The following is a 14,429-nucleotide window of genomic DNA, read 5'->3' as shown; positions in this document are numbered from 1 at the left end:
TTCCACGGAGCCACTTCGATGCGTTCATTGCTTCGCCCGGCGTTCGGCTTACTCCTGTGCTGGCAGGCCGCTGGCACGGCATATGCCGATGAAGCCGGCGCTCTGGTCGACGCCCTCAATGCTTACCGCGGGCAGTATCAGCAGTGCGGGGAGCAGGTGTCCCAGCAACTGCCGCCCTTGGCTGCCGACCCACGCTTAGTGCTACCGGTCAACGGCGCCGGCGACCTGCAACAGGCACTCGCTGGCAAGGGCTACCCGATGGCCAATGTGCAGGCGATCACCCTCTCTGGGCCGCGCGATGCGCGGGCGGCATTGCAGGTGGTGCAGGGCAGTTACTGCAAAGTGGTGCTTGACCCCCAATTCGTCGACGTTGGCGTCACCCAGGCCGGCCGCGACTGGCGCATCGTCCTGGGCCGGCCGTTGCTCAGCGCCCAGCTGGGCCCTTGGCAGAAAGAGGGGCAGGCGTTGCTTGCCGCGATCAACAGCGCCCGCGCCCAGCCCCGCCAGTGCGGTGGCACCCCTTATGCGGCGGCGCAGCCTCTGGCATGGAGCGAGGTACTGGGCAGCGTTGCCGAAAGCCATAGCCGCGACATGGCCAACAACAATTATTTCGACCATCAGGACAAGGGCGGTGCCACTCCCGGTGACCGCGCGGAAATCGGCGGCTACACCGGCCAGCGTGTCGGTGAGAACATTGCCGCCGGGCAAGACAGCACCGGCAAGGTACTGGCCGGCTGGCTCGCCAGCCCAGGGCACTGCGCCAACCTGATGAACCCACAATACCGCGAGCTGGGCGCAGGCTACGCAACTGACCCGAAAAGCGATGCGGGGATCTACTGGACGGCAATGTTCGGGGGGTAACTTCGGTTCTAGCCCCAAAAGTTGTTACTGAGCCGCTGTACGGCCGCATGGGCGGCTCGCAGGTCGAACAGGTCGGGGTCGAAGCCGTTGCCCGGCCATTGCCCGGCGAGGTCACCGTTATCGGCGCCCGATAGGGCCAGCCCCTGCAAAAACTCGGCATACCCCTTCACCCCGCCGACATTCTCCGGCGGGCAGGCACGCGCGCCGCCAATCACTTCACACCAACTGCCACGGGATGCGAACGGCTCGATGCGCTCCACCGCGATCACATGCTGCCAGCTGTCACCGAAATCATAGAGGTAGCGCAGGCGCTGGTCGGTGTCGGCCAGCACCTGGCGCAGCTTGACCTTACGGTCGTCATGGGTGCCGGAAGGTACAGGAGCAAGCTCCGACTCGGGGCGGGTATAGAGCGCGTTGTCCTGTTCGAACTCGTGCAGGTGCTCGCTGTGCCAGCCGAACGCGGCCTGAATGTAATGGTGCAGCTTGCGCAAGGAACAATCCCCGGCCACCCGAAGGCGGCGCCAGATCGGAGGGTTGATCTGCAGTGGCTCGAGCTGGATGTGCAGCGTATACAGCAGCGGATTCGCCATCGGTTGCTCGCAGTGCTAAAGGCAGGCAAACAGCTTAACGGCATTTGCTACGCGGATCAGCCATCGTGACTGAGCCCTGCTATGCTGGGCCGCCCTTGCGAACACGGAATGTCAGGCGATGCTGGAGCTGCGACCCAACTGCGAATGCTGCAACCGCGACTTGCCCAACGGCGACCCGACTGCGCGCATCTGTACCTTCGAGTGCACCTTCTGCGCCGACTGCGCCCAAGGCCCACTGGGCGGCGCCTGCCCTAATTGTGGCGGCGACCTGGTGCTGCGGCCCACGCGGCCTGCCGCCAAGCTCGAGCGTTTTCCACCGGCCACCGAGCGCACGCTCAAACCGCACAGCGCCTGCGCCCCGGTTCAGCCCGACTAGCCGCCTACCGCGGCCGCCCAGAGCATCCGGGGGCAGGCCCGCCACCCAGGCCTGGCGCTCGCTGTCGCTCATCGGTGCGCCGGAAACCCGCTTGCCTGCCGCGCTCAGGGCGATGGCGATCAAGCCTGTCCGCGCCCCGGCGCGTTCGTCGGGGCCGACAACACCGAGTACAGCCCCGATTAGCTGGCTTACATCAGGGAACCAGCTAATGGCTGCCTGTCTGTGCCGTTCGCTGAAGACGTAGAGTTGCTGGTGCGGGTGTTTTGACAGGCAGCGGCCTGTTCACACGGTTCACAGTGGCATCGAAAAGTGGCATTGTGACATCTGTTTTCTCAGGGCCGGTAACATGTCAATGGACGACCGCGAATGGATGCGACGGGAGCGTGAAGAGCGTTTCCAAGCTGGGCGGGCTCGAGCGAGGGCTAGGGCTGCACGTAGCAGTCACTTGGCTTACCCTTGCCTGATCTTGCTGCTGGTAGCCGTTGCGGGGTGCTGCATCTGGCGGGGTTGGTATTACAAGCCGCCAGCAGCGGCCAGCGTGACGGCGCACGATCCTGCACCGCCCGAACCGCTTCCCCGTTCGCTCGCGCCTGCGCCTGTCGCAGGCACCATCCCTGCGCCTCGGGTTTCGCCCCCGCCGCACGTTCAAACTCCGAAACCTGCGCCTCAGGGCCTGGTGTCCCAGGCTTACCTGGAACGCTTTCGTGCCGAACGGGCGCGCCCGCGCGCGCAAGCCAATACCTTCGAGGAACAGGACAGCCAATGGATCGACAGCTGGGACCATCGGCAGCGCTACCTGGCGCACTGGTCGATCAGCGACAACTCGATCGACGGCACCTCGGTGTGTGATAACCATCGCCGAGGCTCCATTGAATACCGCGAGTGCCGCAAGGGCGCGAAAGTGTTCTTTCGCGAGCAGTGCCGAAGTTGGGCGAGCAGGGCCAGCGATGACGGCCAACCGTGGAGCGAGCGAATGAAGGCCCGCTATTGTTCAGCCGACAGCGCGTTCAGCCCGCTGTGAGGCGAGCTTAACCGGGCTGCGCCGTTGCGGAGCAACTCAGGCCTTGCCCTGCGCCGCCCGTGGAATGGTCTTGAGCAGGTCTTCCGGCGAGATGAACCCCACCACCTGCTTGACGGCATCGCTGCCGGGCGTCGGCAGGCCGAGAATGTGCGGTTTCATCTTGCCCATCACGTGCATCTCGCACGGTTTGCAGTCGAACTTCAGTGTCAGCACCTCATCGCCATGCACCAGTTGCATCGGCGCCACCTTGGTGCGCACGCCGGTCACGCCCTTGGCCTGCTTGGGGCAGAGGTTGAAGGAGAAGCGCAGGCAGTGTTTGGTGATCATCACCGGTACTTCGCCGGTTTCCTCGTGGGCCTCGAAGGCCGCGTCGATCAGCTTGACGCCATGGCGATGATAGAAACTGCGGGCTTTTTCGTTATACACGTTGGCCAGGAAAGACAGATGCGCCTCCGGATACACCGGTGGCGGGCTGGTTTCCGGCTTGCGCGCCCCGCGTGGGTGAGCTTCCACCCGGGCCTCGGTCAGGCGGTCGATCGCTTCCCGGCGCAGCGCCTTGAGTTGTGAGTTGGGCACGAACCAAGCCTGCTCGGCGACCAACTCTACGCCGGTGGCGTGGTATTCGGTGGTCCCCAACTGGCCAAGTACATCGCGCAGTTGCTCCAAGGCCTGCTCGGGCTTGTTGGCAAGGCCCAGCGGGCCCTCCAGCGCCACGGTCACGCTCACACCTTCTTCGCTGGTGGCGGTGAGGGTCAGGCCGCTTTCCAGCAGCACTGCGTGCCAGGCCAGGCCGACGCGCCGCTCAGCGCTGGTTTTCTGCAAGGCCTGTTGCCAGTTGTGATCGAGGTTGCGGTTCAGCGGGTGCTCGGGGCGCAGGCGGTGCAGGCCGGCCGGCATCTCGTTGGGCTCGACGCGGTAGCGGTAGCGTTTCTCGCCGTCTTGTTCGAATTCGCCGCGAGGCTCGGCGATGTTGGCGCGAAAGCCCACCACTTCACGCTTGACCAGCACATTGAGGCCGTCGCCGTTGGACAGCGGTTCGTGAGTGACCACCAGCAGGTCGTGCTTGTTGACCCTTTCCACCACGCCCACCGCGAGGCCAGTGAAGGTCGGCGAATCGAATGCGCCGATGTCGATCTTGCGCTCGCTGACGAAGTAATCAGTGCTGCCGCGATGGAAGGTCTTGTCCGGGTCGGGTACGAAGAAGTGTGCGGTACGGCCGCTGGAGGCCCGTGCCAGGTCGGGGCGGCCTTCGAGGATGGCATCTAGCTGTTGGCGGTAGTAGGCAGTGATGTTCTTCACATAGCCCATGTCCTTGTAGCGCCCCTCGATCTTGAAAGAACGCACGCCGGCATCGACCAGATCGCTCAGGTTGGCGCTCTGGTTGTTGTCCTTCATCGACAGCAGGTGCTTTTCGAACGCCACGACCCGGCCTTGATCATCCTTCAGGGTGTAGGGCAGGCGGCAGGCTTGGGAGCAGTCGCCACGGTTGGCGCTGCGCCCGGTCTGCGCGTGGGAGATGTTGCACTGGCCGGAAAACGCCACGCACAGCGCGCCGTGGATGAAAAACTCGATGGCCGCGTCGGTTTCATCGGCGATGGCGCGGATCTCTTGCAGGTTCAGCTCACGGGCCAGCACCAGTTGGGAGAACCCGGCCTGGTCGAGGAACTTGGCCCGGCTCAGGGTGCGGATGTCGGTCTGCGTGCTGGCGTGCAGCTCGATCGGCGGGATGTCCAGCTCCATGACGCCCAAGTCCTGGATGATCAGCGCGTCAACGCCTGCGTCGTACAACTGGTGGATCAGCGCGCGGGCCGGCTCCAGCTCGTTGTCGTGCAGGATGGTATTGATGGTGGTGAACACCCTGGCGTGGTAGCGATGGGCGAACTCGACCAGGCCTGCAATATCGCTCACCTCGTTGCAAGCATTGTGGCGAGCGCCGAAGCTGGGGCCGCCGATGTACACGGCGTCGGCGCCATGCAGGATCGCTTCGCGAGCGATGGCCACGTCGCGGGCAGGGCTGAGCAGTTCGAGGTGGTGCTTGGGCAAGGGCATGGTCGTTATGTTCTAGGCAAATCACGGAGGGGGCACATTCTAGCGATGAATCACGCCCAGAGCACTGCCTGCCGGATGGGGCGCAGGTTTCATGGAAACTTTTCGAACCAAACGTTCCGGGGGCACCCCTAACTGGCAGATTCGCATTGTGACAATTTGTCACATTAAAACAGTTGATTTCGCGCTTAAGGAGCGAAAATCCATGACACGCTCATCCTCACCACCTCTGCTGGCTGGCGCGCTCATTGCCCTGGCAGGTCTCGGCCTGGCCGCTGGTGGCATCTGGTTGCTCGCCCTAGGGGGCAGCCCCTACTACGCAATGGCCGGGGCGGGAGTGCTGGTGGCGGGGGTTGCGCTGGCCCGCGGCCTGCGCTGGGCGCTTCATCTCTATGCGTTGGTGCTGGCGGGTACCGTGGTCTGGGCACTTTACGAGGTGGGCCTTAGCGGTTGGGAATTGGAGCCGCGGTTGTTGATTCCGACCTGCCTGGGGGTTTACCTCTTATTACCGTGGGTGGTGCGCAACGTTGGGCCGCAGCCTGCCGGTTATGGGCGTGCGCAGTTACCGCTGCTGGCCGCCGTGCTGCTGGCAGTCGCTACCGGTGGCGCTTCGTTGCTGCATAGCCCAGGCGTACAAGGCACCGCGTCATTGGCTGCGCCTGCGGCCGCGCCTAACGAGGTGGTCTCCGAGCAAGACTGGACCTACTATGGCCGCACCCCGCAGGGCGAGCGTTATTCGCCGTTGGCACAGATCACGCCGCAGAATGTTTCAAAACTCAAGCTCGCCTGGCAAGCTCGCACCGGCGACACCATGCGCCCCGGTGAGGATCAGGGCGGTACCGACGCAGGGCACGAATTCAATTTCGAAGACACCCCTACCAAGGTGGGTAACACCCTCTACGTGTGCACCGGCCACAGTTGGGTGGTGGCGTTCGATGCCAAGACGGGGCAGAAGAAATGGACGTTCGACCCCAAGGCCGACACCGATGCCGACGTGTACCTGGCCTGCCGCGGTGTGGCGTATTACGAAGCACCGGCCGGCACTGCCACCGACTGTCCCAAACGCATCATCGCCCCGGTGCTGGATGCGCGGATCATGGCCATCAACGCCGACACCGGCAAACCCTGCGAAGACTTCGGTGAGCACGGCTTCATCTCGCTGACCCAGTACCTGGGCCATGTGCAGAAGGGCTTTCATTTCGTCACCTCACCGCCGCTGGTGGTGCATGACCGGGTGATCCTGGGCGGTTGGGTCTGGGATAACCAGGCCGAGCATGAGCCTTCGGGGGCAGTGCGCGCCTTCAACCCCCTCACCGGTGCCATCGAATGGGCCTGGGATGTGGGCCATACCCCGCACAACTACAAGCCAGGGCCCGGTGATCAGCTCACTCGCGGCACCCCCAATGCGTGGGGGGTATACACGGCCGACCCGGCTCTGAACCTTGTCTACCTACCCATGGGTAATGCCACGCCGGACTACTTTGGCGGCCACCGCCGGCCGTTCGACGATGAGTATTCCAGTGCAGTGGTGGCACTGGACATCACCACCGGTGAAGAGCGCTGGCATTTCCAGACCACCCACCACGACCTCTGGGACATGGACCTGCCCATCGGCCCCTCGCTGGTGGACGTGCCCGACCCGGCGAACCCTGGGCAGAACCTGCCGGCGCTGATCCAGACCAACAAGCGCGGCGAGTTCTTCATGCTCGACCGCCGCACCGGCCAGCCCATTGCCCAGGTGGATGAGAAGCCCGTACCTCAGGGCGCGGTCGCCGGGGACTACACCTCACCGACCCAGCCATTTTCCACCGGCCTGCCGTCGGTGACCCCTGCGGACCTGAGCGAGGCGCACCTTTGGGGCGCGACGCCGTTCGACCAGTTGGCGTGCCGCATTCAATTCAAATCCTTCAACTACCGAGGTCAATTCACCCCACCGGGGTTGAAAACCACCATCGTCTACCCTGCCTTCGACGGGGTGATCGACTGGATGGGCGCCTCGATCGACCCCGCCAACAAGCTGGTGATCGCCAACGCCAACTACATTCCATTCATCGTGCAGATGATCCCTCGAGGGCCCATCGAGCAGAGCGGCAAGCTGCCAGCCTGGGACGGCAAGGGCGACCAGCCGGCGAACACTTCAGCCTATACCCCGCAATACGGCACGCCCTATGTGGCCACTGTGCACCCATGGCTGAACCCACTGGGTGTGCCGTGCAACTCGCCGCCCTGGGGCACCTTGACCGCCATTGACCTGAAAACGCGCACCATCGCCTGGCAACACCCGATAGGCACCACTCGCGATACCGGGCCGTTCGGTACCCATACCAACCTGCCGTTCAATACCGGGATCTTCAATATCGGCGGCAACATCGTGACCCGTGGCGGCCTGATTTTCATGGGCGCTACTGCCGATAACTACCTGCGTGCCATCGACGAGCGCAACGGCGAGGTGGTGTGGCAGGCCCGCCTACCGGCGGGCGGGCAGGCGACGCCTGTGTCCTATGCGGTCGATGGCAAGCAGTACGTAGTGATTGCGGCCGGGGGACACGGGGGGTTGGGTACTGCCACCGGTGATTACGTGGTGGCGTATACCTTGGAATGAATCGGCAAGCCGAACGTATTGCCGTAGCCGCAAGCGTCGGGCATTGCGCATCAATGCTCGGCGTTGCAGGCAGCCAGCGCTAGCGGTACAGGGCAGGGGGGCTAGGTGAAGCCCGGGCCAATGCTGGCACCCGTGGCCATGATGAAAATGCGAGGGCAAACCTTTTGTTGTCGACAATCTGTTGACCTTATTTGGTCTCGACGCTAAGTTTACGGCTCAAACCAATAAGATTGTCGACACATGAGCGATCTGAGCCTGCTTCCCACCGCCGACAGCGAAACCCTCGCCGAGCAGCTGTTCCGCCGCCTGCAAGCGGCCATCGTGCGTGGCGACATTGCCCCCGGCAGCAAGATCTCCGAACCCGAACTGGCTCGCACCTGGGGCGTGAGCCGGGGGCCGCTGCGCGAGGCAATCCACCGCCTGGAAGGCCAGCGCCTGATACTGCGAGTACCTCACGTGGGGGCACGGGTGGTGTCGCTGAGCCACACCGAGCTGATTGAGCTTTACCAGATCCGCGAGTCACTCGAAGGCATGGCTTGCCGGCTCGCGGCTGAGCACATGAGCACGGCGCAAATCCAGGAGCTGCGCCAGCTGCTCGACACCCACGAGCGCGATGCCGCCTTCCAGGCCGGCATCGGTTATTACCAGCAGGAAGGGGATCACGACTTTCACTATCGGATCATCCAGGGTAGCGGCAATCAGACCCTTGCCCACCTCTTGTGTAACGAGCTTTACCAGCGTGTGCGCATGTACCGCATCCAGTTTTCCGCCACCCCGAACCGGCCTCGCCAAGCCTTCGCTGAACACCACCGTATTCTCGACGCGCTCGCCGAGCGTGACGGTGAGCTGGCCGAGCTGTTGATGCGCCGGCACATCGCCGCCTCGCGGCGCAACATCGAGCGCCAGTTGCCCGGTGCCCCTTCCGAAACAGGAGAGCTTCAATGACCCAAGCCCAACGCCCTGGCGAGCGTTTCCGCGCCGCCGTCGCCAGCGAACACCCGCTGCAGATCGTCGGCGCCATCAACGCCAATCATGCGTTGCTGGCGCAACGCGCCGGGTTCAAGGCGATCTATCTCTCCGGCGGCGGGGTAGCTGCCGGCTCGTTGGGGTTGCCGGATCTGGGCATCAGCAACCTGGATGACGTACTCACCGACGTGCGCCGCATTACCGACGTGTGCGACCTGCCCCTGTTGGTGGACGTGGACACAGGCTTCGGTGCCTCGGCCTTCAACGTGGCGCGCACCGTTCGGGCGATGAGCAAGTTCGGCGCTGCCGCCATTCATATCGAGGACCAGGTCGGCGCCAAGCGCTGCGGGCACCGGCCCGGCAAAGAAATCGTCACCCAGCAGGAGATGGTCGATCGCATCAAAGCGGCCGCCGATGCCCGGCTGGACGACAGCTTCGTGATCATGGCGCGAACCGATGCGCTTGCCGTGGAGGGCCTCGAATCGGCCCTGGACCGCGCGGCCGCCTGCATCGAAGCCGGCGCCGACATGATCTTTCCCGAAGCGATCACAGAGCTTGGCATGTATCGCCTGTTCGCCGAACGGGTCAAGGTGCCGATCCTGGCCAATATCACCGAATTCGGGGCCACGCCCCTGTTCACCACAGAGCAGCTGGCAGGCGCAGGCGTGGCCATGGTGCTTTACCCCTTGTCGGCCTTCCGCGCCATGAACAAGGCGGCCGAAAACGTCTACACCGCCATCCGCCGCGACGGCACGCAACAGCAAGTGGTCGATACGATGCAAACCCGCATGGAGCTGTACGAGGCCATCGGTTACCACGCCTTCGAGCAGAAGCTGGACGCGCTGTTCGCGCGCGACAAAAGCTGAAGGCCGTTTCCCTTACAAATCCAATAACGGGAGAAGTCTCATGGCAGATGCCAAAACATTGAGCGGCGCCGGCCTGCGTGGCCAGGTCGCGGGGCAAACGGCCCTTTCCACTGTGGGTCTGGCCGGCGCAGGGCTCACTTACCGCGGCTATGACGTGCGCGCCCTGGCCGCTGACGCGGTGTTCGAAGAGGTGGCGTACCTGCTGCTCTACGGCGAGTTGCCCAGTGTGGCGCAGTTGGCCGAATACCAAGGCAAGCTCAAGGCACTGCGCAGCGTGCCGCAGCCGCTTAAAGAAGTGCTCGAGCGGATCCCGGCCAACGCTCATCCGATGGATGTGATGCGCACCGGCGCTTCGTTCCTCGGGGTGCTGGAGCCCGAAGGAAGTTTCGATCGTCAGCAGGATGTCACCGACCGGCTGCTGGCGCTTTTCCCCGGCATCGTTTGCTACTGGTATCGTTTCGCCCACCATGGCGTGCGCATCGACACCCAGAGCGACGAGCCCGGCGTGGCGGGGCACTTCCTGCACCTTCTGCATGGCAAGGCCCCGAGCGAGCTGCACCGCAAGGTCATGGATGTGTCGCTGATTCTGTACGCCGAGCACGAATTCAATGCCTCCACCTTCACCGCTCGGGTGTGCGCCTCCACCTTGTCGGACCTGTACTCCTGCATCACCGGGGCCATTGGGTCGCTGCGCGGCCCATTGCATGGCGGTGCCAACGAAGCTGCGATGGCGATGATCGAGCGTTTCGCCACGGCCGAAGAGGCCACGCGGGGCACGCTGGGTATGCTCGAGCGCAAGGAAAAGATCATGGGCTTCGGCCATGCGATCTACCGAGACTCCGACCCCCGCAACGAAGTGATCAAAGGCTGGGCCAAGACCTTGGCCGATGATGTGGGCGATACCCGGCTCTATGCCGTATCAGAGGCCATCGACAAAGTGATGTGGGAGCAGAAGAAACTGTTCCCCAATGCCGATTTCTACCATGCCTCGGCTTACCACTTCATGGGCATCCCGACCGAGCTGTTCACGCCGATCTTTGTCTGCTCTCGCCTGACTGGCTGGGCGGCCCACGTGTTCGAGCAGCGGGCGAACAACCGGATCATCCGCCCCAGCGCCGAGTACGTGGGCGTAGCCGAGCGGCCGTTCAGGCCGATCGAGCAGCGTTGACTGTCCCGTCGCCCGGCAAGCAGGCCTCCCACAACAGCAGGCTCACGGCCTGGCCCAGGGGGAAGGCCGGCTGGCGGGGCGACGCACATAACCCGAACACACCGTGAGCCCCGCCGATGAACACCGACCACCGCAAACCCCTACCAGGCACCCACCTGGACTACTTCGATGCCCGCAGTGCGGTCGAGGCGATCGCCCCCGGCGCCTGGGCTGGGCTGCCCTATACCTCGCGCGTGCTGGCCGAAAACCTTGCCCGCCGCTGTGCTCCAGAACACCTGGCGGCCTCGCTCTCGCAATTGATCGAGCGTAAGCGCGACCTGGATTTCCCCTGGTACCCGGCGCGGGTCGTCTGCCACGACATTCTTGGCCAGACGGCGCTGGTCGACCTGGCCGGGCTACGGGACGCCATCGCCGAGCGAGGGGGCGACCCGGCCAAGGTCAACCCGGTGGTGCCGGTGCAACTGATCGTCGATCACTCGCTGGCAGTAGAGTGCGGCGGCTACGACCCTGACGCCTTCGCCAAGAACCGCGCCATCGAAGACCGCCGCAACGAAGACCGTTTTCACTTCATCGACTGGACCAAGCTGGCTTTCGAGAACGTTGAAGTGATCCCGCCGGGCAACGGCATCATGCACCAGATCAACCTCGAGAAGATGTCGCCGGTGGTGCAGGTGCAGCAAGGTGTGGCCTTCCCCGACACGCTCGTGGGCACTGACAGCCACACCCCGCATGTCGATGCCTTGGGGGTAGTGGCCGTAGGCGTCGGGGGGCTTGAGGCCGAAAACGTGATGCTGGGCCGCGCCTCATGGATGCGCCTGCCCGATATCGTTGGGGTATGCCTCAGCGGCCGTCGCCAGCCGGGCATCACGGCCACCGACATCGTGCTGGCACTGACTGAGTTCCTTCGCCAGCAGAAGGTGGTGGGGGCTTATCTGGAATTTTACGGTGAAGGCGCGCGCAGCCTCACCCTGGGCGACCGTGCGACCATTTCCAACATGGCGCCGGAATACGGCGCTACCGCCGCAATGTTCGCCATCGACGAGCAGACCCTGGCCTACCTGAGGCTGACCGGCCGCGAGGAACAGCAGGTGAAACTGGTGGAAACCTACGCTCGCCAGGCTGGGCTGTGGGCCGATGACCTGGCTCAGGTGGAGTACGAGCGGGTGCTGGCCTTCGACCTCTCAAGCGTGGAGCGCAACATGGCCGGCCCCTCCAACCCCCATGCGCGGCTGGCGACCCGCGACCTGGCGGCCCGGGGTATCGCCGCGCCCTGGGAGCAGGTGCCGGGGCAATTGCCCGACGGGGCGGTGATCATCGCTGCGATCACCAGCTGCACCAACACCAGCAACCCGCGCAACGTGATCGCCGCTGGCCTGCTGGCGCGCAATGCCAATCGCCTGGGGCTGGCGCGCAAGCCGTGGGTCAAGAGCTCACTGGCGCCCGGTTCCAAGACCGTAGCGCTGTACTTGGACGAAGCCGGCCTCACGGCGGAACTGGAGCAGCTCGGTTTCGGTGTGGTGGCCTTCGCCTGCACTACCTGCAACGGGATGTCCGGCGCGCTGGAGCCTGCCATCGAGCGTGAGATCATCGAACGGGATCTCTATGCCACGGCGGTGCTCTCTGGCAACCGCAATTTCGACGGGCGCATTCACCCCTATGCGCGCCAGGCGTTTCTGGCTTCACCGCCATTGGTCGTGGCCTACGCCATCGCCGGCACCATCCGTTTCGACATCGAAAAGGACGTGTTGGGCGTGGCCGATGGCCGTGAGATACGCCTGCGCGACCTGTGGCCCAGCGATGAGGAGATCGATGCAGTAGTGCAAGCGGCGGTGCGCCCCGAGCAGTTTCGCCAGGTGTACATCCCAATGTTCGAGGTGAAAGAAAACCGCGGCCCGGCCGTGCCGCCGCTGTATCAGTGGCGCCCCCAGAGCACGTACATCCGCCGCCCACCTTATTGGGAAGGCGCGCTGGCCGGCGAGCGCACCTTGACCGGCATGCGCCCACTGGCCGTGCTGCCCGACAACATCACCACCGACCACCTGTCGCCGTCCAACGCCATCCTGGCCAGCAGCGCCGCCGGCGAATACCTGGCGAAAATGGGCCTGCCCGAGGAAGACTTCAACTCCTACGCCACTCATCGCGGCGACCACCTGACCGCCCAGCGCGCGACATTCGCCAACCCCAAGCTGGTGAACGAAATGGCGGTGGTGGATGGCAAGGTCAAGCAAGGCTCGCTGGCGCGTGTAGAGCCTGAAGGGCAGGTGATGCGCATGTGGGAAGCCATCGAAACCTACATGCAGCGCCAACAGCCATTGATCATCATCGCCGGGGCCGACTACGGCCAGGGCTCGTCCCGCGACTGGGCGGCCAAGGGCGTGCGCCTGGCCGGTGTGCAGGCCATCGCCGCGGAGGGTTTCGAGCGCATCCACCGCACCAACCTGATTGGCATGGGCGTGTTGCCGCTTGAGTTCCAGCCGGGAACCGATCGTCACACCCTGGGCATCGACGGCACCGAGCTGTACGACGTGGTTGGCCAGCGTACCCCGCGCGCTACCCTGACGTTGGTGATTCACCGGCGCAGTGGCGAGCGGCTGGAGGTGCCAGTCACCTGCCGGCTGGACACTGCCGAAGAGGTGTCGATCTACGAAGCGGGCGGGGTGTTGCAGCGCTTCGCCCAAGATTTTCTCGAAGCCACCCCGGCCTGAGCCACAGGAGCATCGCCATGGTATTCGCACCACAGATACGGATCCCTGCCACCTACATGCGGGGCGGCACCAGCAAGGGGGTGTTTTTCGTCAATGAGCACCTGCCCAGCGCTGCGCAGGTCCCCGGCGCGGCGCGCGACGCATTGCTGCTGCGGGTGATCGGCAGCCCCGACCCTTATGGCAAGCACACCGATGGCATGGGCGGGGCCACTTCCAGTACCAGCAAGGTGGTGATCGTCAGCCCCAGCAGCAAAGAAGGCCACGATGTGGACTACCTGTTCGGCCAGGTCGCCATCGACAGTGCGTTCGTCGACTGGTCGGGCAACTGCGGCAACCTCTCCGCTGCAGTCGGCCCATTCGCCATCGCCCAGGGGCTGGTGCGCAACGTACCTACCGATGGCGTGGCCACCGTACGCATCTGGCAAGCCAACATCGGCAAGACCATCCTGGCCCAGGTGCCCATGTGCGGCGGGCAGGTTCAGGAAACCGGGGATTTCGAGCTCGACGGCGTGACCTTTCCAGCGGCCGAGGTGCCACTCACTTTCGTCGACCCGGCGGCTGAGGAGCAGGGCGGGGCAGGGGCGATGTTCCCGACCGGGCAGCTCGTTGACGACCTTGAAGTCCCGGGCCTGGGCACGTTGCGTGCCACGCTGATCAATGCCGGCATTGCGACCATTTTCATCGAAGCCCAGGCCCTGGGCTACCAAGGCACCGAGTTGCAGGGCGCGATCAACGATAACCCCGAGGCACTCGCGCTGTTCGAGCGCATCCGCGCCCACGGCGCGTTGCGCATGGGGCTGATCGAGCGTCTGGAAGATGCGGCCAAACGCCAACATACGCCTAAGGTCGCGTTCGTTGCGCCGCCGGCCACTTACGTGGCGAGCAGCGGCAAAACCGTGCCCGCCGAAGGGATCGACCTGGTGGTACGGGCGATGTCCATGGGCAAGCTGCACCACGCGATGATGGGGACGGCCGCGGTGGCCATCGGCACGGCCGCGGCCATTCCCGGCACGCTGGTGAACCTGGCTGCAGGCGGCGGCGAGCGCTCGTCCGTGTGTTTTGGCCACCCTTCGGGCACCCTGCGCGTGGGCGCGCGGGCGCGTTGTGAAAGCGGCCAGTGGCAAGTGCTGGAGGCCAGCATGAGCCGCAGCGCGCGGGTGCTGATGGAAGGTTGGGTGAGGGTGCCGCCGGTATTCGACTAAGGTCGTCTGTCGCTTCGCCGTACGGG

Annotated in this window: 11 protein-coding genes; 9 read left to right on the top strand and 2 right to left on the bottom strand. The window is 64.5% G+C overall.

Translation table 11 applies throughout. The annotated features are described in order from the left end of the window. The first annotated feature begins 18 nt into the window (after positions 1 to 18). Entirely contained in the window at positions 19 to 861 is an 843-nt protein-coding gene (locus tag F474_RS03260) for a CAP domain-containing protein (protein WP_097083964.1), read from the top strand. Between the two features lie 8 nt (positions 862 to 869). Here the strand turns inward: F474_RS03260 and F474_RS03255 are convergent, their stop codons facing one another. Further along, on the bottom strand, positions 870 to 1,451 hold the full coding sequence (locus F474_RS03255; protein WP_097083965.1) for a plasmid pRiA4b ORF-3 family protein: 582 nt from the start codon (positions 1,449 to 1,451) through the stop codon (positions 870 to 872). A 118-nt stretch (positions 1,452 to 1,569) separates the two neighbouring features. Between F474_RS03255 and F474_RS03250 the strand changes: the two genes are divergently transcribed. Continuing rightward, positions 1,570 to 1,827, top strand: a complete 258-nt coding sequence (locus F474_RS03250) for a DUF1272 domain-containing protein (RefSeq protein WP_097083966.1) — start codon at positions 1,570 to 1,572, stop codon at positions 1,825 to 1,827. Between the two features lie 676 nt (positions 1,828 to 2,503). Further along, on the top strand, positions 2,504 to 2,848 hold the full coding sequence (locus F474_RS22525; RefSeq protein ID WP_125483363.1) for a hypothetical protein: 345 nt from the start codon (positions 2,504 to 2,506) through the stop codon (positions 2,846 to 2,848). Between the two features lie 36 nt (positions 2,849 to 2,884). Here the strand turns inward: F474_RS22525 and F474_RS03240 are convergent, their stop codons facing one another. Further along, on the bottom strand, positions 2,885 to 4,897 hold the full coding sequence (locus tag F474_RS03240) for a U32 family peptidase (protein ID WP_097083968.1): 2,013 nt from the start codon (positions 4,895 to 4,897) through the stop codon (positions 2,885 to 2,887). Positions 4,898 to 5,099: 202 nt separating this feature from the next. Here F474_RS03240 and F474_RS03235 point away from each other — a divergent pair, with 202 nt between their 5' ends. The 6 genes from F474_RS03235 (at position 5,100) to prpF (ending at position 14,403) form a co-directional block, all read left to right on the top strand. Continuing rightward, complete coding sequence (locus F474_RS03235) at positions 5,100 to 7,496, top strand: membrane-bound PQQ-dependent dehydrogenase, glucose/quinate/shikimate family (RefSeq protein WP_097083969.1); 2,397 nt, start codon at positions 5,100 to 5,102, stop codon at positions 7,494 to 7,496. A gap of 240 nt (positions 7,497 to 7,736) precedes the next feature. Then, on the top strand, positions 7,737 to 8,441 hold the full coding sequence (locus F474_RS03230; RefSeq protein ID WP_165830260.1) for a GntR family transcriptional regulator: 705 nt from the start codon (positions 7,737 to 7,739) through the stop codon (positions 8,439 to 8,441). Next, positions 8,438 to 9,328 carry a methylisocitrate lyase gene (gene prpB, locus F474_RS03225; RefSeq protein ID WP_097083970.1) on the top strand — a complete coding sequence of 297 codons (891 nt, stop codon included), beginning with the start codon at positions 8,438 to 8,440 and terminating at the stop codon, positions 9,326 to 9,328. Before F474_RS03230 ends, prpB begins: the two co-directional genes overlap by 4 nt. Positions 9,329 to 9,368: 40 nt before the next feature. Then, a complete protein-coding gene (gene prpC, locus F474_RS03220) occupies positions 9,369 to 10,496 on the top strand; it encodes a 2-methylcitrate synthase (protein ID WP_097083971.1) in 1,128 nt (375 codons plus the stop codon). Between the two features lie 116 nt (positions 10,497 to 10,612). Then, positions 10,613 to 13,201 (top strand): Fe/S-dependent 2-methylisocitrate dehydratase AcnD, encoded by a 2,589-nt coding sequence (gene acnD, locus F474_RS03215; RefSeq protein WP_097083972.1) that lies wholly within the window; start codon positions 10,613 to 10,615, stop codon positions 13,199 to 13,201. A 17-nt stretch (positions 13,202 to 13,218) separates the two neighbouring features. After that, on the top strand, positions 13,219 to 14,403 hold the full coding sequence (gene prpF / locus F474_RS03210; protein WP_097083973.1) for a 2-methylaconitate cis-trans isomerase PrpF: 1,185 nt from the start codon (positions 13,219 to 13,221) through the stop codon (positions 14,401 to 14,403). Positions 14,404 to 14,429: the final 26 nt, after the last annotated feature.

The organism is Pseudomonas sp. URIL14HWK12:I12 (genome assembly GCF_003097135.1).
In the GTDB taxonomy this organism is placed as follows: Bacteria; Pseudomonadota; Gammaproteobacteria; order Pseudomonadales; family Pseudomonadaceae; genus Aquipseudomonas.
The sequence above is the reverse complement of the archived record's forward strand: the minus strand, read 5'-3'. Positions and strand labels throughout refer to the sequence as shown.